This is a genomic window from Pseudoduganella violaceinigra DSM 15887, from assembly GCF_000425385.1.
In the GTDB taxonomy this organism is placed as follows: Bacteria; Pseudomonadota; Gammaproteobacteria; order Burkholderiales; family Burkholderiaceae_D; genus Rugamonas; species Rugamonas violaceinigra.
Genome location: NZ_AUDI01000001.1, coordinates 277,282 through 302,353, shown reverse-complemented (window position 1 = coordinate 302,353; position 25,072 = coordinate 277,282). Strand labels below are relative to the sequence as shown.

The window sequence follows — 25,072 nt, the reverse complement described above, 5'->3', positions numbered from 1 at the left end:
GGGACTAGATGACGGTAAGGGGATTCGCGCCGGGCCTGATGGACCGGCTGCTGCAGCCTGGCGACGCCGGCAGTGCAGCCGTCTACAGGATGTCGCTCGAGGAAATGAAAGACTCCGTCGCGCGCGACCTGGAAGCCCTGCTCAATACCCGTACCGTCATCCCCGAGGATCTGCTCAAGCAGTTTCCGGAATGCGGTCGTTCCATCATCAGCTACGGGCTCAATGATTTCGCCGGCTTGTCGCTGGCGAGCCCGGACGACCGCGCTGCCATTTGCCAGGCGCTGGAACGTGCCATCGCACGGCACGAACCTCGCCTGCGCAATGTGCGGGCATCCCTGGAAATGCAGGAAGGCGGCATCGACCGCCTGAATTTCGCCATTACGGCGTTGCTGGTGCTAAATGCGGCACAGGAACCGGTCAATTTCGACGCGGTGCTGCAGCCATCCAGCTTGCAATACACGATTAGCAAGGCACGCCGCGCGCTGCCGGGAGCATGATTTGGAAGAGTTACTGCCGTATTACGAGCGCGAACTGGGATTCCTGCGGCGCTATGCGCGGGAATTCGCCGAGCGCTACCCCAAGATTGCCGGCCGCCTCCTGATTGGCGGCGAGGTCTGCGAAGACCCGCATATTGAACGCATGATCCAGTCCTTCGCGCTGCTGAATTCGCGCGTGTCGAAGCGGCTGGACGACGATTACCCCGAATTTACCGAAGCACTGTTCGAAGTGCTGTACCCGCATTACCTGCGGCCGTTTCCATCGTGCTCGATCGCGCGCATGGATTACGCCGCCACCGCCGCCCAGTTGACGGCCGCCAGCGAGATCGCGCGCGGCACGGTGCTCAATACGCGCCCGGTCAACGGCGTGGCGTGCACGTTCCGCACCTCCTATCCGGTGACCGTGGCGCCGCTGGAACTGAGCCGCGCTTCCTTCACCGCAGCGCTGCAGGCGCCGGAAGCGGTGCAGCTGCCGCCGGGCGCCGGCGCCGGCCTGGCGGTCACCATCGAATCGCTGTCCGAGCAGATCGGCCTGCCCGCCATGGGCGTGGGCAAGCTGCGCGTGTTCATCGACGGCGAACCGTCCTTCTGCGCCGCCCTGCGCGACGCGCTGTTCATGCGCAGCGCCAAGGCCTGGGTCGAATGCGACGGCAACGGGCGCTGGCTGCCGCTGGCGCGTATCCCGGTCGCCTCGGCCGGCTTCGAGGACGACGATGCGCTGATCGATTTTTCGGCCCGTTCGCACCAGGCCTACCGCCTGCTGACCGAGTATTTCTGCTTCCCCGAGAAGTTCAATTTCTTCGACATCGACCTGGCGGCCCTGTGCGCGCTGCTGCCGATGGGCTGCAAGCGCTTGACGCTGCATATCGCCATGACCGGCCTGCGTCCCGATTCGCACTCGGCGCGCATGCTGTCCACCATGTCGACCAATAATCTGCTGCTGGGCTGTACGCCGGTGGTCAACCTGTTCCGCCAGCGCGGCGAGCCGATCCGCATTTCGCACACGGCTGCCAGCTACCCGGTGCTGGCCGACGCGCGCCGCGCCTATGCCTACGAGGTGTATGCCATCGATGCGGTGCGCATGGTGCGCCAGACGCCGCAGGGCGAGTCGATCGTCGAGTTCCGGCCGTTCTACTCGCTGCGCCACGGCGAGACGCCGGAAAAGCACGGCCACTACTGGGTCATGCGGCGCGATGAGCAGATGGCGCAGAAAAGCCCCGGCTATGAAACCGAGATCACCATCGTCGACATCGATTTCGATCCGGCCGAGGTGGAGACCGATACCCTGAGCCTGCAGCTGACCTGCACCAACCGCGACTTGCCCGCTTCGCTGGCCTATGGCCTGCGCGGCGGCGACCTGTTCCTGGAAGGCGGTTCCAGCGTGCGCAGCATCACCTTCCTGCGCAAGCCAACGCCGACCCAGCGCTTCGAGCGCGGCCACGGCGCCCACTGGCGCCTGGTGTCGCACCTGTCGCTGAACCACCTGTCGCTGTCGAGCGGCGGCCTGGAAGCGTTCCAGGAAATGCTGGCCTTGTACGACCTGCCGCGCTCGGCCTCCACCCAGCGCCAGATCCGCGGCCTGCAGTCGGTGGCCTACAAGCCGACCAATGCCTGGCTGGCCGGTAATCCGTTCGCCTGCGTGGTGCGCGGCATGGAGGTGCGCCTGACCATCGAAGAGGAAGCTTTCGTCGGCAGCGGCATCCACGCCTTTGCCCAGGTGATCGAGCGCTTCCTGGGGCTGTACGTGCATGCCAACAGCTTTACGCAACTGGTCGTTCTGGCCGAAAGGACTGGGGAGGAGCTGTTGCGATGCACACCGCGAAGCGGCGATTTGAGCCTGCTGTAATCGAGCGCCTGTTCGCCGAGCCTTACCGTTTCCAGTTCTTCCAGGCGGTGCGGATGGTGGAGCTATGGCTGCGCCGCAACGGCGTCGCGCACGAGAACGCGATCGCGCACTATATGCGCTTCCAGAACTCGGTGACGCTGCGTTTCCCGGCCAGCCAGCTGGACACCATGCGTCCCGAACCGCGCGAAGTCCCGCCGACGGCGCCGGCGCTGGCCGAAGCGCTGCGCAGCAAGCAGCTGCAATACCTGCGCCTGACGCCCAATTTCATGGGCTTCCTCGGTAGCGCGGGCGCCTTGCCGCCGCATTACACGGAAACCATCGCCGCCCACCAGCTGTACGCCAAGGACGAGGGGCCGCGCGCCTTCCTGGATGCCTTTTCCACCCGCTCGCTGTCGCTGTTCTACGAGGCCTGGCGCAAGTACCGGCTGGAACTGAAGTACCAGATGGACGGGCAGGACCGCTTCCTGCCCTTGCTGCTGGCGCTTGGCGGCCTTGGCAACAAGGGCCTGACGCAGCGCCTGGCGCGCGGCAACAGCGGCGACGTGCGCGACGAGTCGCTGGCCTATTTTGCCAGCGCCCTGCGCCAGCGGCCCGCCTCGGCGGCCACCATGGCGCGGGTGCTGGGCGAGTACTTCCGCGTCGACATTGCCGCGACCCAGTTCGTCGGCTGCTGGTGCGAGGTGCCGGGGCAGCAGCAGACCATGCTGGGCGGCGAGCAGGCGCAATTGGGCGCCACCGCCATGATCGGCGCGCGCGTCTGGCAGCGCGACCTGCGCATGCGCCTGACCATCGGGCCGCTGCGGCGGCGCGACTTCGACGCCTTCCTGCCCGGCGGCAGCGCGGCGCGCGCGCTGGACAAGATGCTGTCGATGTTCACCGGCGTCACGCTGGAATACGAGATCTGCCTGGTGCTGCGCGCCGACGACGTGGCTGGGGCCTCGCTCGGCGCCGGCGCGCGGCTGGGCTGGGACAGTTTCATGCCGGACCAAGGGGCGAAGCAAGACCGCACCGACGTCCGCTACTTCATCAATGGATTAACGAGTTAACGACAAGAGGACCGCTCGATGAGCATCAACCTGAAAACCCTGATCGGGAAACTGAACGACACCTGCCGCAACGCGGCCACCCGCGCCGCCAGCATCTGCGTCGGCCTCGGCCAGTACGAAGTGGACCAGGAGCACCTGCTGCTGGCATTGCTGGAGAACCCGCGCAGCGATATGGTGCTGCTGGCGCGCCACTTCGACGTCGACACCAGCCGCCTGCAGGGCGACCTGCAGACCGAAATCGCGCGCTTCCGCAGCGGCAATGCCCGCACCCCGGTGTTTTCCGCGCGCCTGCCGAAGCTGTTCGAGAACGCCTGGCTGATCGCCTCGCTCGACCTGCAGGCCGGCCAGCAAGTGTTCATCCGCAGCGGCCATCTGCTGCAGGCCATGCTGACCGACGCCGAACTGTCGCAGCTGGCCTACCGCAGCTCGCCGCTGTTCCACCGCTTCCAGGCCGACGATATCAAGCATCACCTGGACAAGCTGGCCGCCAATTCGGAAGAAGCCGAAGCCGCAGCGGCCGCGCTGGACGTGGCCCCGGGCGGCGACCCGGTGGGCGAACTGCAGCAGCCGGCCGGCAAGACCCCGGCGCTGGACCAGTTCACCACCAACCTGACCGAGCGCGCGCGCGCCGGCAAGGTCGACCCGGTGATCGGCCGCGACGCTGAAATCCGCCAGGCCATCGACATCCTGATGCGCCGCCGCCAGAACAACCCGATCCTGACCGGCGAGGCCGGCGTCGGCAAGACCGCCGTGGTGGAAGGCCTGGCGCTGCGCATCGCCGAGGGCGACGTGCCGGACGTGCTGAAAGGCGTCTCCATCCACACCCTGGACATGGGCCTGCTGCAGGCCGGCGCCAGCGTCAAGGGCGAGTTCGAGAACCGCCTGAAGAACGTGATCGACGAAGTGCGCAAGAGCCCGACCCCGATCATTCTCTTCATCGACGAAGCGCACACCATGATCGGCGCCGGCGGCCAGGCCGGCCAGAACGACGCGGCCAACCTGCTCAAGCCGGCGCTGGCGCGCGGCGAGCTGCGCACCATCGCCGCCACCACCTGGGGCGAGTACAAGAAGTACTTCGAAAAGGATGCCGCGCTGGCACGCCGCTTCCAGGTCATCAAGGTCGAAGAGCCGAGCGAGGAACTGGCTTGCGCCATGTTGCGCGGCATGTCCCCGCTGATGGAAAAGCACTTCAATGTGCGCATCTTCGACGAAGCCATCACCGAAGCGGTACGCCTGTCGCACCGCTACATCATGGGCCGCCAGCTGCCGGACAAGGCCATCAGCGTGCTCGATACCGCCTGCGCCAAGGTCGCCCTGGGCCAGAGCGCCACGCCGGCCCTGATCGAATCGCTGCAACGCCGCCTGGAGCGCATGGCCGCCGAGACCGGCGCGCTGGAGCGCGAGCTGGCCGCCGGCGGCGCCCACCAGGAGCGCCTGCAGGAGCTGGCCGACGCCCGCACCACGGCGCAGGAAGAACTGGCGGCGCTGCAGGCGCGCTGGGAGCAGGAGAAAGTCCTGGCGGCGCAGATCGGCGAAGCGCGCGCGGGCCTGGAGCAGGGCGGCGAGAGCAGCCAGGTGCACGACATCCAGGCCTTGCTCAAGGAACTGCGCGCGCTGCAAGGCGAAGCGCCGATGGTGCCGGTGCAGGTCGATGGCAATGTGGTGGCGGAAATCGTCGCCGGCTGGACCGGTATCCCGCTGGGCAAGATGGTGAAGGATGAAATCCAGGCCGTGCTGCGCCTGCGCCCTGCGCTGGAAGAGCGCGTGATCGGCCAGCCGCACGCCATCGAAGCGGTGGCGCAGCGCGTGCGCACCGCGCGCGCCAACCTGGACGACCCGAACAAGCCGAAGGGCGTGTTCCTGTTCGTCGGCCCGTCCGGTATCGGCAAGACCGAAACCGCACTGGCCCTGGCCGACGCCCTGTACGGCGGCGAACGCAAGATGGTCACCATCAATATGAGCGAATACCAGGAAGCGCACAGCGTCTCCGGCCTGAAAGGTTCGCCTCCGGGCTATGTGGGCTACGGCGAAGGCGGCGTGCTGACCGAAGCCGTGCGCCGCAACCCGTACAGCGTGGTGCTGCTCGATGAAGTGGAAAAAGCCCACCCGGACGTGCTGGAGCTGTTCTTCCAGGTGTTCGACAAGGGTGTGATGGACGACGCCGAAGGCCGCGAAATCGACTTCCGCAACACCATCATCATCCTGACCTCCAACGTCGGCTCGGCCACCATGATGCAGGCTTGCCTGAACAAGGAAGGCGAGGAGATGCCGTCGCCGGAAGACCTGGAAGCGGCCATCCGCCCGCAGCTGGTGAAAGCCTTCAAGCCGGCCTTCCTGGGCCGCCTGAAAGTGGTTCCTTACTACCCGCTGGGCGACGACGTCCTGGCCAGCATCATTGAGCTGAAACTGAACCGCATCGGCCAGCGTGTGGCCGCCAACCACAAGGCGAGCTTCCATTACGACGACACGCTGGTGGAAGCGGTGCTGGCGCGCTGCACGGAAGTCGATTCCGGCGCCCGCAACGTGGACAATATCCTGAACGGCACCCTGCTGCCGCAGATTGCGGAAGCGGTGCTGGCGAAAATGGCGGAAGGCAGCGCGATCGGCCGCATCGAAGTCGGAGCCGACGAGCAGGGCAATTTCAGCTACAGCGTAGCGTAAATCGCTTGGACGGGGAGATGCCAGGCATCTCCCCGATATACGGCGGCGAGCCTGCGTCTTTCACGACGCCGCGCAGTCGGATGGCGGCAAAAAGCGCGACCGGCCGCATGGAAGTAGCGGCCGGCCAGCGGGACAATTTCAGCGACAGCGTGGCTTGAATCAGTTGGACGAGGCGATGCCCAGCATTTCCTCGATATGCTGCAGCGAACCGGAATCTTTCACGACGCTGCGCAGCCAGGTGTGCAGGTCCTGCTCGCCGGCGTCGGCGGCCTTGTCGGCAAAGTAGGAGACCGGGCTGTGCGGCTCGGTGCGGCGGAAATAGCTGGCGATCTCGCGCAGTTGCGAGATGGCCTGGGTGCGCGACATGACGGGGCCGCTGGCCATCGGCATGGCCGCGCTACCCATGGCTGGCTGGGCGACGGCGACCTGCTCGCCGGCCGGCGCCGCGCCATTCTGGGCCGCGGCGGCCGGCAAACCAGCGTGCGACGGCATCGCGTCGATCATGGCCTGCACCGCGTCGCGTGCAGCGGCAAAACCGGGGCTGTCATTGCCCATGCACTCGTCGGCCGCCTGTTCCAGTTCGCGCAGGGCATCCATGCAATAGCGCGCATCGGTGGCGAACTGCTCGCGGAAGCGCGGCGAGTTGCGTGAACGTGCCGTTTCCATATCGGCCAGTTTCGGCCAGTCGGCATTGCGGGCGTTTTCCGGCAGGCTGGCCTGCTTGCGCGCCATGTCGAAATCGACGGCCGAAAATGCCGTGCCCTGTCCTTCGGTCAGAGGCATTTCGCGCAGCAGGGCAGGGGTGCGGCCCAGGATCCAGGCCAGGTTGCCGATGCGCAGCTCCATATCGTCGCCATCGGGCTCCGGATACAGGCCCTTGTCCCAGAATTCGCGGATCAGGCCCGCCAGCAGGCGGAACGATTCGCCCAGGCCTTGCATGCGGTGCTGCTTGGCGGCCGCTTCGGCCAGCCAGACGGCGATGCGCAAGTCCTTGCTCTTTTCGCCCAGCAGGGCGGCGCAGCGCGACACCACGAAAGGCCAGTCGGCTTCTTTGAGTTCGGTGACCCATTCTCCTTGCTCCAGCGACGGGTCGTCAAAACGGCGCGCTTGCGCGATGGCGTCGAAATCGCTCGAGAACGAGAGGTCGTCGCCGGCCGGTTGCGCCGGCGAGATCGGCGCCAGCAGGGTTTCTGCGTTAAACATTGTGTGTTCCTTCTTTATTGCACCATGCGGAATTCAATACGGCGGTTGCGCGCGCGCCCGTCCGCCGAGTCGTTGCTGGCGATCGGACGGTCCGGCCCCTGGCCGGTGGCCACCAGCGATTCGGCCGGAATGCCCTTGCCGGCCAGGTAGTTGCGCACCGCTTCGGCGCGCGCCTGCGACAGGTTCTGGTTGCTCAGGCGCAGGCCCACGTTGTCGGTGTGGCCGATCACTTCGAATTTCTGGCCTTTCAGCTTCTGCATGGCGGCCGCCATTTCGTCCAGGATGGACTTGCCGGCCGGCGTCAGCACGGCCTGGCCGCTTTCGAATTCGACGATGCGGTTGGCCAGGGTGCGGTCCAGCACACCCTGGTCGGCAACCGAGACGCGCAGGCCGTTGCTGACCGTGTAGGTCGGGTTCAGGCGCGAGGCAAAGTCGCTGGCGATGCGCTGGCGCTGCGCCTCATTGGCGACTTCGCCGCGCACGCTGACGCTGGTGCCGTCGATCTTCAGCTGGCCGCGGCTGACCTGCTTCAGGTCCGGCGTGATCAGCTTTTGCACGTAGTCGTTCCAGTTGGCCGGCGTGGTGACCTGGCCGACGGTGATCTGGTCCAGCACTTTGTCGGCGCCATAGACTTCGCGCAGCTTGGCCAGCACGGCGGTCTTGCTGGCTTCATCGGCCACGGTGCCGCTGGCGACGACCTGGCCTGGCATTTGCGCCTGCACGGCGCAGGCCACGCACAGCAGGAGGAGGGGGAGATAACGCATATCAGTTTCCGATAAAGGAAGTGCGCAGCGAGTCGTGCGCGGATTTCAGGGATAGGCCGGGGTTGGCGAGGTAGGCCGAGACTTTCTGTATCGCGTAGTCTTCATTGACCTGCTCCTCGACCCATTCGACCTCGTCAAAGCTGATGTGGTGGCTTTCGCCCACGTGCGGGTCCATGATGCCCAGCAGCGTCTGCGGCGAAGCGCCGCTGAAGCCCAGCACCAGCACCGGCTTGTCGTCCAGACGCGTCAGGAACAGCGACAGTTCGAAGTCGGCGCGCGCCAGGAACGGCGTGACCACGTGCATCCAGAATGCCGCCACCAGGTAGCGGTACATCGGGTCGGTGGGCAGCGGCAGCACCAGGCTTTTTTCCAGGCGGCTCGAGCTGCTGGCCATCACCGGCTGCAGCAGCATGCCAAGCGCCAGCAGCACCTGGCGCACGCTGCCCTGGAAGCCGGCTTGCGCCAGCATCGCATCCAGGCCGCCGATCGACTGCAGTTCCATAAAGTCGGCGAAGGCGGCGTCGTAGGCGCTGGCCCCGGTGTCCAGTTCAACAGTATTGCCGTTCAGCGCCTGCAGCGGCGCTGCCGCGTCTTCCGCGGCGAGCACCCCGCCGCTCAGGTTTTCCAGGCGGTTCCACAGGCGCGTCAGCACCAGCGGGCTGTTGGCCGCGAAGGCGGAAGGCTCGTCGACGTCGACGCTGCCCGCCATCAGGAACGGGAAGCGGCGGCTCGACTGGTCGCTGCTGGCCGAAATATGGCCGGCAATGGCCGCGCGGCGGCGCGGCCCGAACAGGGCGAAGTGCAGCGGCTGCACCGCGTCGTAAGTCAGCTTCCAGCGCGCGTCGGTGCTCATCATGTCCATCGAGCGCGCCATCCAGTCGTCCATCATCTGCAGAACTTTCGGGTCGCTGCCGCCTTTTACGAAGTCGGCACGGCTCGGGATCTTCCCGAAGTAGCCGATAGCAGCAGCGCGGCTCATTGCGCACCTCCCGTGGCCGCAATGGCCGGTGCGCCGGCGGCAGGCGCGCCGCCGACCACGGTGTCGGGCAGACGCAGCTTGCGGAAGCCCTGGCTTGCTTGCGCCGGGGCCGCAGGCGCCGCCGGGGCGGCCGCCAGCAGGCGCAGGTTGGCCGCCACGGTCACGCCGCCGTTGGTCCAGTTCAGCTCGAAGCTGCCGTCCGGACGGCGCTTGCGCTGGGCCGCGTCGATCATTTTCTTCAGGCCGAAGTGGCCGTTTTCTTCCAGTACCACCACCTTCTTGCCTTCCGGCGTGAAGGCGGTAATGCGCGAGCCGGGCACGCCCTGCGGGTTAGGCCACACCATCGGCACCCACCCCTGCTGCTGGCCTTTCCAGCGCACGGACTGGCCGTCGATCTCGATCGTGTATTCGCTGACGCCGGTCACCGCCACGGTCTGCAGTTCGAAGCGCGTCTGCGCCTCTTCGCCGCTGGCCTGGTTGGCGACGCCGCCGGCGCTGAGCGGTGCGATCCAGCCCGGGAAGGCGCTGGAGACGGCAGGCGACAGGTTGATGCCCATATTGGCCCAGGTCTTGGCGCTGAGCGAATCGCCGCGGCGCACGACCAGCGGGCCGACGGTGGTGTTGAAGAATTTCGCTACCGCGCCTTCAGGACCGAACACCTGGCCGATTTCGGCGTTGCTCGCTTCCTGTTTCGAATCGGCCGTGAACGGATACTTGGCCTGCAGGTCCTTGCGGAACGGGTCCAGCACCTGGGCCGCCCACACCTTGTTGATTTCAGCTTCGGTCGGCTGCACGATCACGGCGAAGGTCTGCATCAGCGGACGCACCAGCAGCGGGCGGATCGCCTGCTTTTGCGTGTCGCTCATGCCCACCAGCATCTGCTCGTCGACATAGCGCAGGGCGTCGGCCAGCTCGGAGCCGCTGCCGTCCAGGGTTTGCTGCATCAGCTGCTTGGCGCCAGGGCCAGGGTCGCCCTGGTTGCGGATCTGGTTGAAGCGGCCGCGCAGCTTGCCCAGCGAGTCCATATAGCCGCGCAGCAGCGAGGCGCCGTTGTCCTTGGCCACCGCCAACTGTGCCACGCCGGCGAATTCGCGGCCGACAGGTCCCAGTTGCATCGCGGCGCCCGGCTGCGGATTGGCCGGCAGGTTGATGTTCACCTGCGAAGGCTTCTGGCGCAGGATCGTTTCGCGGAACCAGTCGCCCATGCTGCGCTGCGCGCGCTGCAGGCCGCTGTCCAGCAGGGAAGGGTTATCCCACGAGGTTTCTTGGTAGACGGTGTTGACCAGCTTGGAGATCGGCGAAGTCTGCGGATCGCCCAGGCGGTTCATGGCGTTGGCCGCGGCTTCGAAGCCGGCCAGGTCCTTGATCGCCACGCCTTGCAGGAACTTCTGCCATTCCTTGGCGTAGTCGTTCTTGTACAGGTCGACCAGCGCCTTCTGGATCTGCTCAGGGCTGCCTTCCAGGGTCAGGTCGTCGCGGCTGGCGGTCTTCAGCACCCAGTCGGTGTTCTGCAGTTCGCGGTTGGCGGCGTCCTTGAAGGCGTCGCGCACATAGCCTTCCCACGCGGCGCGGGTGAAGGCGCCGGAAATGGAATAGCTGCCCAGCACCAGTTCGCGGTCCTGTTCACCGACGATGCGTGCCACGGTCATGGCCGGATAGCGGGTCGAGGCGCGCGCCTTGACGTCGGCGTACACGCGTTCGCGCGCCGGCATGCCGCGCACCACACCGCGCAAGGTGTTGCGCGACTGGTCCACCAGGGTCAGGCGGTTTTCCACCTGCGGCCAGGACGGATCGTTGATTTCGGACAGGTAGAAGGTGATCAGGCGTTCCGCGCTGCGGATCAACTGCTCGCGCGGCATGGCGCCGCGGTTCGCTTCCAGCCATACGCGCCAGAAGCGGGTCAACTGGTCGTTCAGGTGGCTCGATTCGGCGCGCGACTTATCGCCCAGCATCAGGTAGGTCTTCAGCGCGTTGTAGGCGTCTTCCACGTTCTCCGGGGAAGCGTCCTTGAACTGCTGCGTGCCGCCGGCCTGGGCTACCGCCGGCGCCGGGGCCGCAGCGCCTGCTGCTGCCGGCGTCGCCGCGGCGGCTGCGGCGACCGCGGTGGCGCCGGTGGCGGCCACGTTGCGCGCCATAGGCTGCAGTTTTTCCGCGTTGGCATTGACTTCGCCGAGGAAGGTTTCCAGCGACTGGCCGACCGGCTTCAGCATCACTTCGCGCACACCGGCGAAGTATTCCTCGCGCAGCTTGCGTTCCAGGTAGGCGCCCTGGTACAGGCCCAGGCTGACCGACATCGGGCGGTCATGGCGGAATCGGTCCAGCTGCTCGATACGGTCTTGCAGGATTTCCAGCGCTTCCAGGCGCGCCGACAGGTCGGGACGCTGTTTCTGCAGCTTGACGGCCTTGTCCAGGTCCGCCTGCACGTTTGCCACCAGCTGGCGGTTGCCCATGTAGGACCAGCTCCAGCCGCCCAGCAGCAGGCCGCTCAGCGCCACCGCGCCGAAGAAGGCGGCATAGCGCATGCGCACCTTGGCCGGGCTGGCGTACTGCGCCACCAGGTTCTTGTCGGCGAAGATCACGTTGCGGAACAGTTTCAGCAGGAAGTAGCCATGCTGCTGTTCGGCGTTGTGGTGCTCCTGCCGCTGCACGCTCAGGTCGAAGCGCTGCGCCACGCGGTGCGACGTGGCGGAAACGCCTTCGCCTTCCTGCAGCGCGCTGGTGAAGTAGAAGCCGCGGAAGACCGGCTTGAACTGGAAGGGATTTTCTTCGAACAGCGTCGCGATAAAGGTGCGCAGCGGCGCCTTGACCGAGTTGAATTCCAGCGGGAAGGTGAACACGCCGGACGGCAGGCGCTCGCGCCATTGCAGGGCCATATTGGCCAGGCTCATTTCCTTCAAGCCTTCGTACAGCTCGTCGAAGCGGGCGTCGAACTGCTGCAGCAGGTCGTCGTTCTGCTGGTTCTTGCGGTAGGGCAGGGTGGCGCCCCAGACGCGGTCGCGCTCACCCATTTCCGAATCGTGGAAGAAGTCGGTGAAGCCGTTGATCAGGTCCGCCTTGGTGAAGACGATATAGACCGGCGCATGCACTTCCAGCTTTTCGGTCAGTTCCTGCACGCGCTGGCGCAGGCTCTTGGCCAGTTCGATGGCGAATTCCGGACGCTTGCCGGTCAGTTCCGCAATGCTGACGGCGATGATGATGCCGTTGATCGGCGCCTTCTTGCGATACTTCTTCAGCAGGTTGAGGAAACCGAACCACTCGGCGCGGTCTTCATCGCTGACGGCGTAGCGGCCGGCCGTATCGAGCAGGATGCCGTCGGTGGTGAAGAACCAGTCGCAGTTGCGGGTACCGCCCACGCCTTGCACGATGCGGCTGCCGGCCAGCGGGAACTGCAGGCCGGAGTTGGCGATCGCCGTGCTCTTGCCGGCGGCCGGGTTACCGATGATCATGTACCAGGGAAGCTCGTACAGCGCGGCGCTGCCCGAGCGCAGGCCGAGCTTGGAGGTCTTGATCGTTTCGATCGCGTCCAGCATGCGCTTGCGCAGCGCTTCCGTTTCGTGGCGCGGTGCAGGTTCGGCCTTGGCCGGCGCCGTTTGCTGCTCCAGCATGGTGCCCAACTGGCCGGCCGCGCGGCGTGCCCGGTAGCGGCGCCATGCCCATACCATTACGCCAAGCAGCAACGCGCAGCCCAGTACGGCAAAGGCCAGTGTATAAGGAAGGTCCAGCAGCACTGCCGCCAGCAGCAGGAATGCCGCAAAGGCGAACCATCCATATATCAGGAAGGCGGTGCGCGATGTCAGGATGTCCCGGATTCGTTGCATCATTTTTCTACTCTTGCAAGGTTAGCTAAGGGATGGCGCTTTGCTGGCCGGCGCGGGGAGTTGGCCGAGCAGCAAGGCGTAACGTTGGGTTGGAATGTTGTTGGACAGCGCGAGCGCGAAGCCCTCGTTTTCCAAGGCCTGTTCGTGGGCCAGTACGATGGCGGCCAGGCTGCCGACGGCGCCCGTGTGGCCGCAGGCGGCGCCAATGCAGGCCAGCGCGGTATTGGCGTCCAGATCCGGCGCCGCTGCCTCGACGCATTGCATCAGGTCAGCCATGACGGCGGCGCGGTGGTCGGTGTCGGCGGCGATGTAGACGGGTTTGGCGCCATTGGCCTGGGCCAGGATTTCTTCCGCCAGTTCGCGCGAGCTTGCATCTTCCTTCGCGTGCAGCGCCAGCAGGCGCAGTTCATCGCTGGCCTCCTTCGGCGACTGCAGCAAGATGCCCGCTGCGCCTTCGGCCGGCATGCGGCCGTTCGGATTGCGCTGGCCGAACAGTTTTCCGTTCACCGCCAAGTTTTCCACCGCTTCCGCGTCGATGCTGGAATCGCAGGCGACCAGGATGCTGTGGGCCGGCGCCGCAGCGCTGGCCGTCTGGGCCGACAGCGCGCGCAAGGCGGCCAGCGGCGTCGCCGGCGCGGAGGCCGGCAGTTGGCGCACGGCCAGGCGCTCCTTCGGCCAGCCCGCGTCGATGATGCGGTGCGCCAGCCAGCGCGTCGCCAGTTCCTGGGTCGGGACCGGCCATTCGGCTGGCAGCAGCGGCAGCAGCTGCAGCACGCCGTCGCCGCCCAGGGAAGACGCCTGTTCGGCCAGGCCTGCCGCGACATCGCCGCCCAGGGCCATGGCGCGCAGTTGTTCCGCCGCCGGCGCGCGCGGCGCGGGCTGCTGGGCGGACAGCCATTCTTCCAGCGCTTCCAGCTCGACGTCCGCCACGCGGCCCGCCATCACCGGGAAGCCCTGCAAATCGGTCAGTTCCGGGTCGAGGTCCAGGCGCGCCTGGCCTTCGGCGAATGCCGCCGCCAGTTCAGCCGGAGAATCGCCATGCGCCATGCGCAGCGCCGTGGCGGCCACGCCGAAGGGCGCCCAGGCGGCAGCCGCTTCGGCTGCGGGCGCCGCGGCTTGCGCCCCGGCCGAACCGGGAGCGTCCGGCACGCCAGGCGCCGCAGGCGCTTGCGCACCGCCCGCGCCGGCCGTCGCCGGAGCGTCGCCGCCGGCGAAGGTTTTCTTCGCCAGCCAGAATCCCATGATCAAGGTCAGCGGCATGACCAGCATGGCCAGCGCCAGGTCGCTCGTATTCGGAATACGGGTGGTGCTGCGCCAATACCAAATGGCGCCGATCCAGCAAAGGCCGAAGACACCAACCACCAGCAAACTGCGTTTCATCCAATTCTGCATGCCTGCCTCACACCGCGTCCGTCGTATTCTGCTGGCTGGCGATCAGCGTGGCGCCGCAACCGACCTTATCGCCGTGACGCGCCACCGGCTTGCCATCCACGATCGTGGTCGGGTCGCCGCTTGTAATGGTGGTATCGCCATGAATCGGGCAGGAGACCTTGTCCCCCACGCGCGCGATCGGCTTGCCGCTGCTATCGCTTTGCTGCGATGCTTCCACCACGGTGCCTTTATGCGAGGTTTTATCGCCTAAAAGGATCAGTGCTCCAGGCATTTCTTACTCCTATTGTTTCTTTCTTACGCCGTCCACACGCAACTCTGTGTGGCCGAAATCCATCATCTTCCAGCGGCCGCCCCAGGTCATGCCCACGCTTTCCGCCACTTCACCAAACAGCTGGTAGCCGCGCATGGCCCAAGGGTCGCGCTCCGAAATCACCAGCTTGCCGTCGCGCAGGAAGGCGCAGTCGGCCGCCAGGCCGTATTGGTGCCAGCTCTGGAAGGCCTTGGCATTGGTGACGTTGCTGCCCTGCGCCGCCAGCGCATCCTGGCGTTCGGGACTGCGGTAGCCTTCCAGCAGCGCCATATCGTAGCCATGGCGTTCCTTCATGATGCGGAACACCTGCAGCAGGCGCTGCGAATAGTCCTTATCCAGCAAAGCCCAGTCGCGGCTCGCCGAGACCAGGTTCGGACGCACCACCTCCACCTCGGCCGTCATGAACAGCGTCGGCGGCAAGGGCGGCGGCGGCACCAACTGCTCGCCCAGCAGCAGCTCCGCCACCTGCTGGTTGGCTTCGCGCACAGGGGCGTCGAATCCGCCCACCATGGTGCGGCTGCTCGCCATCCACGCCACCATCGCCGGCAGCATCAAGATCAGGAGCGTCGCCAGCGCCGCCCATTTGTGCTCGCGCAGGAAGCCGCCGCCCTGGCGCATGGCCATCGCAGATTCCGATCCGATTGCGCCGGCTTGTGCGCCGCTGCGCCGCGCGAAATTTTGCAGACTACGCTGAAAACGGCTGCCGACCACCTCCAGACGGCGCGAAACATAGGCCCGCCCGGCAGGGAACAGGACCATCCAGCTCAGCGCGCAAGCCAGCAGGAAATACAGCACAACAGCGAGGACCACCAAAATTAACCCCTGGAATCTTAATTACCAATTTGACAACAGCAAGGGCGCGTTTTGCCCTGGGAATAAATTATTTGCGGGAAAGTATATCTTGAAGTTCTGTTAAGCCGTGTTTCTCTTGAATTTCAATCGTGCGCGACCCCGAAAATCGGTGTTCCCTATAGTGCGCACCTTTTTCCATGGATAAAGTATATTAATGATAACCTTTGCCAGGAGTAATACTTTGTCATCAAGCAATGAAACCCGGAAACCAGCAGGCCGCCCGAGCTTGCTTTCGGCCGAGCAGCAAAATGCTCTTGAAAATCAAGCGGTTGCGCCAGAAGTGCTGGAGCCGCAGGTCGCGGAAACCCCGCGCCGAAAAATCTTTTTGTGGATGGCCGCCGGCATCGGCATTGGTGTCGTCGCCGTTGCCGCAGTCCTGGCTGTCGTGATGTTCAGCGAGGAAGAACTTCCTGCTGCGAAAATGGCCGCTGTGCCGGCGCCGGTGTCGGCGCCAGCGCCGGTCAAGGCGCCTGATCCGGCTCCCGCCGCTTCGGCCGCGGATGCATCGCCGCTCGCCGCCCTTACTGCGGAGACGCCGGCCACGGCCGCCATCATCGATGAAGCCCCGCCGCCATTGGAAGCCAAGCCGAAGGAGTCGCTGAAGCATATGCTGGAGCAAGGCGCTGCACCCGCGGCCAAGGCAGCGCCCAAGCCGGCGAAAGAGAAGCCGGCTAAGCCGGCTGCCAAGTCGATTTCCAAGGCTGCGCCCGAGGAAGATAATGACGTCGAACTGCTTGCCGCACTGGTAGCGCATACAAAGTACGAGGCGTCGGGCAACTTCCACATGACGCTGCCAAAAGCGCTTGAGCAGTGCAAGAGGCAGGGCGAACAGGACGCGGCCCGCTGCCGTATCCGTGTCTGTGAAGGGCGCTGGAAGAAGGACGAGTGCCGCGCTTTCAACCGCAGCAAACTTGAAAAAATTGCGAATGGCGCTTGAGGCTAGCGCCTGATCGAGGGGCGCAGGCGCAACGCCCCGGCTACTGTCAGGCCCTGCGTTTCTGTCCCTCGCGCCATCCCGCAGGAATCTTGGCCAACAAGGGATCGTTCTTTTTTCGATTGACCCGATGGGCGCCGCCCTCGGCGGTGCAAATCAGCCGGCTTGGATTAGCATCCAGGAGCACGTCAATCGTCAGTGGCGGCCCGATTTGAATCTCGGTTTCGATTTGCGCTGTGCATTGGCGCCAAATACGGCGCTTGCCAGCATCAAGGCATTGATCCTCATTTTCAGCAATCCGGTTTTACCTCATAGCCCAGCGCAAAGTAGTAGCTGACGTAAGGCTTCTTGTCATGGGCGGTGTGATAGAGCTTGAAGTTCACGCCTTCCGCGCCCAAGCAATGGCGAACGAAAACAGGGGCGGATGCATCTGCGAACGTGACTTCGTATATGCGCTTGCCAACCAGCCTGGCGCCGCTCATTCCACTGAAGCCAAATCCGAGTTTGCCCGCTGCGTTTCCGGCGGACGCTGGACGATAGGCACCCAGGAACTGGAAGGCTTCATCGCCGAGTGATGACGACAATAATGGTTCGTCATTATTGATCTTGAGTGCCGGGGCACCCTTGATTTTGGATTGCGCTCCAAAGACAAAGCAGCAGGTGGATTCGCTGTCACCCAGAATAGCCAAGGGCAGCTTCTGCGTCTGATCGACTTTGGCCCGCGTACCGTGCAGCAGCGTGTCGTTGTTGGCACGAATGTCCATCGCGTAAAAGGCATGGTCCGCGGGTGGACTGGACGAAGACGCGGCGCAGATTGTGCTGGTCATGCATAGGCAGGCGGCCAGCAAGGCCATGCAAGCGTTCGATTTTCGTGCGTATGTGCGGGGAGATTTATTGTGCATGTGCTGGTTCTTCGCAGTCGGTAATGACAAAAGGCTTTTCGCGATTCTTTGATTATTGCTTGTCTGTCGCGTCATTGTCGATGTCAAAATTTCAGTTGACCAGCATCGCTAGCAGCGAGGTCCGCTTTTGGCAACTTGAGGCAATACAAGCCATCCTAATGTGATGGCTTTTACTGTCCGTATCCAAATTCTGCGGGTCCTGCGTGGCAGCAAGGCACCTACCTGCAGTCCATGACGCAATGCGGCTTGCCGTCAGGACGCTTGTACATCAATGGCTTGACTGGATCGGAGAAGCGCGCAAAGCCGACTTTCTCCTGACCGAACCACTCCACCTTATTCTGATCTTCACGTTCGGCGTTATAGGCGAATTGTGCCGGTGGCGAGGTGCGTAACATGCTTATTCCTGGCCAATCGGAGGCCTGATTTGCTGCGCTATAGCAGCTCTCTTTTGAAACGGAGGGGCACATGGCCTGAATGCTCGGTTCAAAATAGTTTAAGAACTGCCAGGTTGCTTTCTCGCGCTTCGCATCGTCGGCCGGCGCAAGGTAAATTGCGTTGCCGACCTTGAACACCCTGTCGCCGGTACGTTTGCCAGTCTTGACGCTGGTGGCGAATCCTTCCTTGTCGAACTGGACTTTAAAGAGAACATTCGTAATCTCTTTGTGAGGGACCAGATAAGGATTACGTTTGGCTTCCGTCATCAGTTCATCGGCTTCCTCACCAGGCATATCGCCACCGGCACTGGCCAGCCAGTATCGAATTGGCCATTGATTCTGCGGTTGATACTGGGCGCCAGACAGGAAGTCGCTGCGCCGCACCCAGCCGGCCTTGCCCTTGATATTGCAACGCACCCAGCCATCTTCGGACTTGCCAAGGCAGGTGTCGGCAAATCCAGTGGGTCCAACGGCGTAGTGGGGAAGATCGTGAAACTCTGCAAACGGCTTTTCGTCAGTTTTTGCCTTGTAGACTTTCAACGTGCCGTTTACCGGAAAAATAGGAGTCTTGAGATCCGGGCCGAAGAGGGTATATGCCTGTGCAATCGGCGTCAGTCCTGCCAACGCCAAAGTGAGGGTAAGTGCTTTAACGTCCATGTCCTAGTTCTTCGTCAAATACGGTGATATGCAAGTGGTTTCTATGCAAGACTTCGTTGCCAGTCTTGAGCATGTTGGGCGCAGGTGCTGCCTTGTCTGCCGTGTTGTCTTCCATTTGCCAGGGGTCGAAAGTTTGTCGCACTTCGGTATTGCCTCTTAGCTTGCTTGTAAATGTCTTCAAGTCGCTATGCTCGTTGGCGGAAATTGCGTCCAGGGCCTTCTTTGCGGCGTCGGGTTCTTCAACTTTGATTGCGTTCAGGCGTTGCTCTTCAGCCTCGGTCCGGTTCTTCTTGGCGCTTAAGGTTGCTTTCTCTTTCTTCAGAGCGGAATAGTGACTTTCAGCTGTCGTCGCAGAACGACGGTATTGGCGATCACTTCCTGCAACCCGAATTCGCCCCACATCAAGACCAACGCCAATACGGTGCAGCACGGAGCCAAGCATGGGACGCCAGCCCGAATTCACTTCCAACTCCTGCGCATCCATTTCGAACGCGGCCTGCATAAATGCTTGATAGGTATTCGGATGTACGCGCGGCATTGCTTCGCGTTTCGCCGACTCCATGTTGGTAATGAGCGTTACATTCCTCTTGCAGTTGTCAAACGCATCGCTCGGCCAGATGATCTTCATCATCGTGCCGTTGGGTTTGCGAACTTCCAGAGTGATCTTGTTATCGGCCGCCTGCGGTTCACCCTTGTAAATGCTGATGACTGCTTTTTGAACGTCAGAACTAGCTTCCTTGGTCATTTCCGCGGCTTCGTCGGCGGTATATTTGTGGCTGAAATTCAGCCATGTATTGCCGTAGAGAGCAGCTTGATAAACCTTCTTGGTGCCATTTTCATCCTTCAGTGCCGGTACTTCTAAACCCGCGTCGTAATCCTTGCCTTCAGTTTCATTGATTTTGACAACGACATCGGTCAGTCCGGCGTCGGCGGTCACTTGGAAAAGTGGTTTTGTGCGGTACTTTGCCTTTGCATCGCTACCCAGGAACAGCGCTGCCTGCTTGCCAAACGGGATTTTTTGTCGAATCTTATTAGGATCACCAAGAAGTTGAACGCGCTGGCCTTCATATAACGGAGTGGCTTTATTGCCGTCCATGATGGCGATGAAATAGGGGAGTCCGCGCAAGTTCTTGCCGGATCCATGCGTGGTGTCGAATTGCCAAGTGATAAAAACACCTGGCTCCTTTGTGACTTGCGACACCTTGTTTTCTGCCTTGTCGGCCGTCGCTGATGCTTTGATGGCGCCTTTTTGCTGTACGGTGGCGACAGGCGCTGCGGGTGGCGGTGCTTTCTCTTGTTTCTTTTCTTTCTCTTTGGGTGCCGTCCCGGTGTCAGCGGCTTTGCCCTTGGAGTGCTTCTCTTTATCTTTTTCTGCCGATTCGTTCTTTTTCTTTGCTTCCGTCAAGCATTCGTCGGCGTTACCAAAGACGAATGCGTACCAAGGCTTGGATTTGACGGAGGCCGCTTCGACGTGCTTCGCCGCGTCTGTTTTGCCTTTGCCTCCGGTTCCGGTGCCTTTAAGCGATTGACCTGGATCCGGGCGCGGCAAATTCAGCGAAACCGATGTACGCTTGTCGGTGACCGCTACGTCAGTCTTGCCTTTTTCGTCGGTTTTTCCTTTGATCTTTTTCTCTTCACCTTTGCTGGTGAAGAAACTCATGATGTAGTCAACACCGGACAAGGGCTTGCCGTCGACGCCTTTGACTTCAAACTGTTGGGCATGTGGGATAGGTTCAACCTTCCCAGCTTTCCAGCCCTCGACTCGCTCAATGGCGCCCATGAATTTATCGAGTTCTGCGGCATTCAAGTCGCCGACCGTGCGACTAGCGTCCAAGCCCGTAAATTTCTTCACCAGCATGGTGTAGTGCTCGGGGTCGTTATTGTCTTTGGCTGGCGCGTACTTTTCGAATACTTTGTCAAGACGCTTATCGTCGTAGACGTGGGTCAGCACAAATTTCAGCGCGGCCTTGCCTGCTTCGTGATCCGGGAACACGGCAAAAGGACCACCGACACCGATGGCGAGCCCACTTTTCTCTGCTTTACTTAAGTTGCCGGGATTGTTGTTGCGCCATGCGCGCGTGCCGCCAGAATGAAGGTATTCACGGCCATCCGCCGTAACATAAATAACGGAATTCTTCTCGCCGTCGCGAGCCGAGACATATTTAGGATTATCCATCTAGCTTACTTCCCCATGCGATAAAGACCGGCTTCGGTATCAAGAGCCGTATTCACATCGCAGTAGCTTGACTGAGTCGTGACTTTCGCGATCTCGTGGAAGTAAATCGGTGGCGTATCCAGATCTTCGTCCGTGTTTTTCTTGAGATCCATGACATTGAAAGTGACTCGGCGTTTATCCGCCCAGTTGCCGTCCCTCTGGGCGTAGACGACGCGCAAGCGATCTCCCGCTTTGAACGCGCGGAAGCCGGTCATCGCACAGTCTGCACCAGAGCGCAGCTGAAGGATCGGTTCAATTCGGTCGTTGATTTGGAAGGGGATATGTTCTGCTGGGCCTTTGGAATTGCTGCGGAAAAACGTCACCGTGTCGATGGGATGTGCATTGTTCTTGTCGATATGCGTGTAAAGCATCGACACCTCTTCGCCGCCAAGCGAAATCGTGGTGATGTCGCGTTGTGGCTTGATCGCGGTTTGGGCATGCAATTGAGGAGCAAGGGCCAAAAGCACCCAGCCCAGGTATTTAGCAATGTGTATGTTCTTCATCGTCTGAATCTTCTTCGCAAACCCACTGCAGGTCGCGGTCAAAAATAATATAGGTGGACTCACTATGTTCGGTGTCGACCAATGAGGTAAGGCCTTGTGCGTTGGTCTTGCCGCGGATCTCCTGTTGATCGCCGACATAGATGGTGTATGCCTGTTCTTTCAACGGTTGGCCGTCGGTATCCAGCAGCTGGAACCGTTGGCCGTATTTCATATCCGCCCGTGAGAACTTCGGCAGTTCCTTTTCGCTGCTCGCAGGGCCGGACAGCTCTTTCATGCTGGCCTTGAATTCGATTTTCCCCGGTGCGTTCAGCGTGATGTTGCCGCCTTCAATGCGGATTGCCGCACCCTGGGCTGTCAACAGCACATGCTGCTTGGCCGCGATGTTCACAGCGGCGTTAATGCTGGCGACCGTCACCGCCTTGTCGGCAGTCAAAGTCGTCGCGGCATCCTGGCTCTGGCTGCTGAACTTCCCGCTCGCCGCATGCAGGTGCATGCCGGTTTCCTGGTTCGGTTTTTCCTTGGCATTGGCTTTGCCGTAGGTGAACAGGCTGATGCCACCGGATGCAGAATGATGCAGGTTCGCTTGCGATGCGAAGTTGATGTCCTGGCTTGCGGTTATGCTGCTGGCGCCTTCAGACGTGATCAACGAGTCGGCAGGCGTGGAGGCCACGATGCCGGAAGGGCTATCCACCTGGAGCAGCGGAGCGTCAAACGCCGTTGCGCCGGCAGCGGCCTTTGCAGACAAGGTTTCGGAGGTACGCTGCAGTCCTGCGGCAACGGGGATATTCTCCGTTTCTTTTTGCCTTGGCAAATCTGCACGATGCGTTTTCGCCTGGTCGGTCAAGGACACCTGCAGCTGCTTGGCGCTATGCACCTGGGTTTGGGCCCGGCGGGCGTCGAGCACATGGCCGCTGCCGCCAGTTGCCGCGTGCGCCGTGAGCAGCATGCCCTGGCCCGCACGCAGGGCAAGGGCATGCTCGGTTTTCAGTTCGGCGCCGTAGCCGACCGCGTGCAGGCGCTGGTTATCGCTTTGGTGGCGCAGGTGGCCCAGGTTCAGTTCTGCCGTGCCTTGGTGTGGCTTGGCGTGGCGTTGCAGGGCTACCCGGGATTGGCCGGGAGTGTCGTCGAACACCAGCTGGCTGTATGCGCCTGCGCCGGCCTGGCTGCTTTGCATGGCCTGGCTTTTCAGGCCGGACAATGCGGCAGGGTGGGCGTGGCCGCCGGCTTCGCCAGGGAACCATACCGGAGCATTGCCGGTGGCTGCGCCGGTGCCTGCACCGATCTTGTTGTGCTGTGCGTCGGCCTGACCGTCGCCGTTATACAGGGCGCCGATGATGACCGGGCGGTCGATATCGCCTTCGAGGAAATCGACCAGTACCTCCTGGCCCACGCGCGGCAGGCTATTGCTGCCCCAGTTGGCGCCGGCAATCGGGGCCAGCGGGGTGGCCACGCGTACCCAGGTGCCGGCGCTGTCGTCGGCCGGGGCGCCCGCGCAGCCGGCGTTCAGCGCTGGCGCAAGGCGGCTATGGCTGCTATTGCCGCGCTGCCAGTGGAACTGTACTTTGATCCGGTGATCGCGGTCGGTGTGGATCGGCGAGCCGGATGGCCCGACCACGATGGCGGTTTGCTGTCCCTGGACGGTCGGGCGCTTCCATTGCGCAGCGCTGCGGTAGGGCAGGGCGGCTTCAATGGCGTCGATGCGGTTGCGATACACCGGGCGTTCGGCGATGGCGTTGCCGACCGCATGCCGGCTTTCGGCCAGGTCGCCGTCGTTCAGCAGCTGCAACGCTGCCAGGCCCAGCTCGCGCTGGATGTTGGCGCGCATTTGCGCTGCCAGGTTGTTGTGCATCAGGTGCAGGACGCGGACGACGATGAATTCGCCACTGTCGCCGGTGACCGATTCGCCCAGCAGGGTAAAGCGCGTGGCTGGCGCCATGGTGCGTACGGTGCCGGCGCCGGTGACATTGGCGCGCGCCACGTCGAGGCCTTGCAAGCGGCGTTCCGCCAGGCGTTCGCCGTGTTCCCTGCTGTTGTAGGCATATGCGCCCGGTACGTCGCGCGCGGCGAGGGAAATGCCGCTGTTATCGGCACCGCCTGCGGTGGCGGCGCGCTGGTCCAGCGTGCGGTAGTCCCAGCTTTGCAGCGAGACTTCATTGGTCAGCAGGCTGGCTTGCATGCGCCAGCGGTCCATGCTGTCTTCGCGCATGACGGCGCCCGGCTGCGTGAAGCGCACCGCAGCCTGTGAATTCGCCTGGAATGCGCCATTGTGGTCGGCGATGACCAGCACGTGGCCGTCGCTGCGGTGTTCGTAATAATAGAACAGGCCTTCTTCAGCCATCAGCCGTTCCGCGAAGGCCCAGTCGCTTTCCTGGTATTGGGTGCACAGGCTGCGCTTTGGATAAACCGTGCGGTCGGCCAGTTCGAAGCGCCATTCCGGCACCAGCGTGCCCTGGCCTTGCCAGCTGCCCAGCACCGCATCGAGGATGTCGCACACGGACATATCCTGGAAGATGCGGCTGTCGCGGTTATGTCCGAGGAAGGCAGTCCACGGCTCCAGGCGCACCGCATAGCGTGCCAGGCCGCCGTTCGAGCCGCTCAGTTCTATGGCCGTGATATGGCCGTGGAAAGGGCGCAGCGCGAACGGTCCGGCGGCCGTCAGCAGCTCGAGCAGCGCCGGCTGGCCAAGCAGGGATTTGAGCGGAATATCGGCGTCGGAGGAAAGCGTTGAAACGTCGAAGGCGAAAGGCTTTCCGATCGCCTCCTCGCCGCGCACGCATTCGACTAATAGCTGCGCTGCGCCTTGCGGCGTGGTGAAACGCAGCAGGCGTGTGTCTTGGGTGAGGCGATCCAGCATCTGATTGTGTTTTCGATAACCATACGGACCGCCATTACATCTTAGAAATTCTCTTGAAGCAAGAGTGTTTCAATTGAATCGCTATACTTTCAATTTGAAAGTTACTTGTTGAGGCGGCCTGTTCCCGTGATTTAGGCCTGCATGACGGATGTTTTTCTGGCTTGAAGGCTGGTGAAGTCGGCCGGCGTGCCTAAGGCAGTACGCGCAGCTTCCCAAGAAGCTGGGCGACCGTGGAAAAGAAAGTATGCATGCCTTCCAGTGCCTGGTCTGCGCTGCTGGGGGCAACTTCGCTGGCGCTGGCGCTGGCGGGGAGAGGGGGCTCGTCGCTGGCTACGATGGCTGGAGCTGTGTAGACCGGCATTTTGCCGGCATTGGCCTGCCGCGCGAAATCGGCCATATCTTTCGGGTAGTAGGGCATGTCGCGATAGCTCGAATCGTCGATGCCCAGCACCAGGGTAATGGCGGCGGCTTCCCACGACCAGTAGCCGACGAACTGGTAACCCGTCTCGTGCCGGTCGTAATAATCTTCACGGCGGCTTGCCTCGTACCACGCTTCCAGGTACTGCGCCATCAGCGCTGGCCGCTCTTCCGGCAGCGCAGTAAACACAGGAAGCGAATTCGCATAAGGCAGATTGCGGCGGCACACGCTGGTGTCCGGGGCGCGGCCGTCGACGCAGCAGCTAAGCAGGCGCTCCACCAGCGCATCACGCTTTTCATTGCGGTAATCGATCAACGGCACGAGGCGGTGCAGGCTGTCCTGTTTGCCGAGCAGCAGGCCGAAACATACCATCGCCAGCGCGTGGTGGTAGTCCGGACTGGCCAGCGCGATGTGCGGCCAGGACGCCTCGCGCTCATTGCTGTCGTTATAGGCCTGGTTGTAATGGGCGTAAGTCTCCCAATACTCCATGGCGCGTTCGTAGAAGGCCTGCAGTTCGCCGATGCCGTGCCCTGCGCTGTAGCAGTTGGCCAGGTAGGCAGTGGCGCCGGTCGCCGTATGCTGCGTGGCGTTCATCAGGTTATACAGCGGAATTTCCGCGACCTTTTCCGGCGCCTGTTCAAGGCGTTCACGCACATGCTCGAAAGTCCCCACCTGGTCCGAGAAATTCTCGCCATAGACGGAGTACTTCAGGAGTGGTTCGCGGAGGGCCTTGTTAAAGGCTTCCTCTTGCAGGACGTCGTGCACAGGCCTTGCTCTTTCGGTAACT

The 25,072-nt window shown here is 62.9% G+C and carries 18 protein-coding genes; 5 read left to right on the top strand and 13 right to left on the bottom strand.

Annotated features, from left to right (window positions below):
• The first annotated feature begins 8 nt into the window (after nt 1-8).
• From tssE to tssH, 4 genes are read left to right on the top strand one after another with little or no spacing between them, the layout of a single operon-like run.
• Nucleotides 9-497: a type VI secretion system baseplate subunit TssE gene (gene tssE / locus H597_RS0101440; protein WP_035372847.1), complete on the top strand. Its 489-nt coding sequence runs from the start codon at nt 9-11 to the stop codon at nt 495-497.
• A gap of 1 nt (nt 498) precedes the next feature.
• A complete protein-coding gene (gene tssF / locus H597_RS0101435) occupies nt 499-2,343 on the top strand; it encodes a type VI secretion system baseplate subunit TssF (RefSeq protein WP_028100556.1) in 1,845 nt (614 codons plus the stop codon).
• The gene (gene tssG / locus H597_RS0101430) at nt 2,307-3,389 is read left to right on the top strand and encodes a type VI secretion system baseplate subunit TssG (protein WP_028100555.1); all 1,083 of its coding nucleotides are present in this window, start codon (nt 2,307-2,309) and stop codon (nt 3,387-3,389) included. Before tssF ends, tssG begins: the two co-directional genes overlap by 37 nt.
• Nucleotides 3,390-3,407: 18 nt before the next feature.
• Entirely contained in the window at nt 3,408-6,050 is a 2,643-nt protein-coding gene (tssH, locus tag H597_RS0101425; protein WP_028100554.1) for a type VI secretion system ATPase TssH, read from the top strand.
• A 159-nt stretch (nt 6,051-6,209) separates the two neighbouring features.
• Here the strand turns inward: tssH and tssA are convergent, their stop codons facing one another.
• From tssA to H597_RS0101390, 7 genes are read right to left on the bottom strand one after another with little or no spacing between them, the layout of a single operon-like run.
• Nucleotides 6,210-7,253 (bottom strand): type VI secretion system protein TssA, encoded by a 1,044-nt coding sequence (gene tssA, locus H597_RS0101420; RefSeq protein ID WP_028100553.1) that lies wholly within the window; start codon nt 7,251-7,253, stop codon nt 6,210-6,212.
• Between the two features lie 14 nt (nt 7,254-7,267).
• On the bottom strand, nt 7,268-8,017 hold the full coding sequence (locus H597_RS0101415) for an OmpA family protein (RefSeq protein ID WP_028100552.1): 750 nt from the start codon (nt 8,015-8,017) through the stop codon (nt 7,268-7,270).
• Nucleotide 8,018: 1 nt separating this feature from the next.
• The gene (tagF, locus tag H597_RS0101410; protein ID WP_028100551.1) at nt 8,019-8,996 is read right to left on the bottom strand and encodes a type VI secretion system-associated protein TagF; all 978 of its coding nucleotides are present in this window, start codon (nt 8,994-8,996) and stop codon (nt 8,019-8,021) included.
• On the bottom strand, nt 8,993-12,814 hold the full coding sequence (tssM, locus tag H597_RS29315; protein ID WP_035372967.1) for a type VI secretion system membrane subunit TssM: 3,822 nt from the start codon (nt 12,812-12,814) through the stop codon (nt 8,993-8,995). Before tssM ends, tagF begins: the two co-directional genes overlap by 4 nt.
• Before the next feature lie 21 nt (nt 12,815-12,835).
• Complete coding sequence (locus H597_RS0101400) at nt 12,836-14,194, bottom strand: hypothetical protein (protein WP_154667902.1); 1,359 nt, start codon at nt 14,192-14,194, stop codon at nt 12,836-12,838.
• A 19-nt stretch (nt 14,195-14,213) separates the two neighbouring features.
• Complete coding sequence (locus H597_RS0101395; RefSeq protein ID WP_028100549.1) at nt 14,214-14,477, bottom strand: PAAR domain-containing protein; 264 nt, start codon at nt 14,475-14,477, stop codon at nt 14,214-14,216.
• 9 nt (nt 14,478-14,486) lie between these two features.
• Nucleotides 14,487-15,329, bottom strand: a complete 843-nt coding sequence (locus H597_RS0101390) for a M15 family metallopeptidase (protein WP_028100548.1) — start codon at nt 15,327-15,329, stop codon at nt 14,487-14,489.
• A gap of 193 nt (nt 15,330-15,522) precedes the next feature.
• Between H597_RS0101390 and H597_RS0101385 the strand changes: the two genes are divergently transcribed.
• The gene (locus tag H597_RS0101385) at nt 15,523-16,305 is read left to right on the top strand and encodes a hypothetical protein (RefSeq protein WP_154667901.1); all 783 of its coding nucleotides are present in this window, start codon (nt 15,523-15,525) and stop codon (nt 16,303-16,305) included.
• 287 nt (nt 16,306-16,592) lie between these two features.
• On the opposite strand, the gene H597_RS0101375 is transcribed toward H597_RS0101385, so the two are convergent.
• From H597_RS0101375 to H597_RS35585, 6 genes are all read right to left on the bottom strand, one after another.
• Nucleotides 16,593-17,156: a hypothetical protein gene (locus tag H597_RS0101375; RefSeq protein WP_154667900.1), complete on the bottom strand. Its 564-nt coding sequence runs from the start codon at nt 17,154-17,156 to the stop codon at nt 16,593-16,595.
• 266 nt (nt 17,157-17,422) lie between these two features.
• On the bottom strand, nt 17,423-18,295 hold the full coding sequence (locus tag H597_RS0101370) for a hypothetical protein (RefSeq protein ID WP_028100545.1): 873 nt from the start codon (nt 18,293-18,295) through the stop codon (nt 17,423-17,425).
• Nucleotides 18,285-20,471: a hypothetical protein gene (locus H597_RS0101365; RefSeq protein ID WP_028100544.1), complete on the bottom strand. Its 2,187-nt coding sequence runs from the start codon at nt 20,469-20,471 to the stop codon at nt 18,285-18,287. The genes H597_RS0101370 and H597_RS0101365 overlap by 11 nt, the downstream gene beginning before the upstream one ends.
• Before the next feature lie 5 nt (nt 20,472-20,476).
• Nucleotides 20,477-21,013, bottom strand: a complete 537-nt coding sequence (locus H597_RS0101360) for a carbapenem self-resistance protein CarG family protein (protein WP_028100543.1) — start codon at nt 21,011-21,013, stop codon at nt 20,477-20,479.
• The gene (locus H597_RS29310; RefSeq protein WP_051293441.1) at nt 20,991-23,867 is read right to left on the bottom strand and encodes a type VI secretion system Vgr family protein; all 2,877 of its coding nucleotides are present in this window, start codon (nt 23,865-23,867) and stop codon (nt 20,991-20,993) included. Before H597_RS29310 ends, H597_RS0101360 begins: the two co-directional genes overlap by 23 nt.
• Nucleotides 23,868-24,057: 190 nt before the next feature.
• Nucleotides 24,058-25,050, bottom strand: a complete 993-nt coding sequence (locus H597_RS35585; RefSeq protein WP_051293440.1) for a PoNe immunity protein domain-containing protein — start codon at nt 25,048-25,050, stop codon at nt 24,058-24,060.
• Nucleotides 25,051-25,072 lie beyond the last annotated feature (22 nt).

Bases quoted from the DNA above. Each gene is read 5' to 3' on its own strand.
- tssE (WP_035372847.1), top strand. From the start codon at position 9: ATGACGGTAAGGGGATTCGCGCCGGGCCTGATGGACCGGCTGCTGCAG.
- tssG (WP_028100555.1), top strand. From the start codon at position 2,307: ATGCACACCGCGAAGCGGCGATTTGAGCCTGCTGTAATCGAGCGCCTG.
- tssH (WP_028100554.1), top strand. From the start codon at position 3,408: ATGAGCATCAACCTGAAAACCCTGATCGGGAAACTGAACGACACCTGC.
- tssA (WP_028100553.1), bottom strand. From the start codon at position 7,253: ATGTTTAACGCAGAAACCCTGCTGGCGCCGATCTCGCCGGCGCAACCG.
- H597_RS0101415 (WP_028100552.1), bottom strand. From the start codon at position 8,017: ATGCGTTATCTCCCCCTCCTCCTGCTGTGCGTGGCCTGCGCCGTGCAG.
- tagF (WP_028100551.1), bottom strand. From the start codon at position 8,996: ATGAGCCGCGCTGCTGCTATCGGCTACTTCGGGAAGATCCCGAGCCGT.
- tssM (WP_035372967.1), bottom strand. From the start codon at position 12,814: ATGCAACGAATCCGGGACATCCTGACATCGCGCACCGCCTTCCTGATA.
- H597_RS0101400 (WP_154667902.1), bottom strand. From the start codon at position 14,194: ATGAAACGCAGTTTGCTGGTGGTTGGTGTCTTCGGCCTTTGCTGGATC.
- H597_RS0101395 (WP_028100549.1), bottom strand. From the start codon at position 14,477: ATGCCTGGAGCACTGATCCTTTTAGGCGATAAAACCTCGCATAAAGGC.
- H597_RS0101385 (WP_154667901.1), top strand. From the start codon at position 15,523: ATGATAACCTTTGCCAGGAGTAATACTTTGTCATCAAGCAATGAAACC.
- H597_RS0101375 (WP_154667900.1), bottom strand. From the start codon at position 17,156: ATGGCCTTGCTGGCCGCCTGCCTATGCATGACCAGCACAATCTGCGCC.
- H597_RS0101370 (WP_028100545.1), bottom strand. From the start codon at position 18,295: ATGGACGTTAAAGCACTTACCCTCACTTTGGCGTTGGCAGGACTGACG.
- H597_RS0101365 (WP_028100544.1), bottom strand. From the start codon at position 20,471: ATGGATAATCCTAAATATGTCTCGGCTCGCGACGGCGAGAAGAATTCC.
- H597_RS0101360 (WP_028100543.1), bottom strand. From the start codon at position 21,013: ATGAAGAACATACACATTGCTAAATACCTGGGCTGGGTGCTTTTGGCC.
- H597_RS29310 (WP_051293441.1), bottom strand. From the start codon at position 23,867: ATGCTGGATCGCCTCACCCAAGACACACGCCTGCTGCGTTTCACCACG.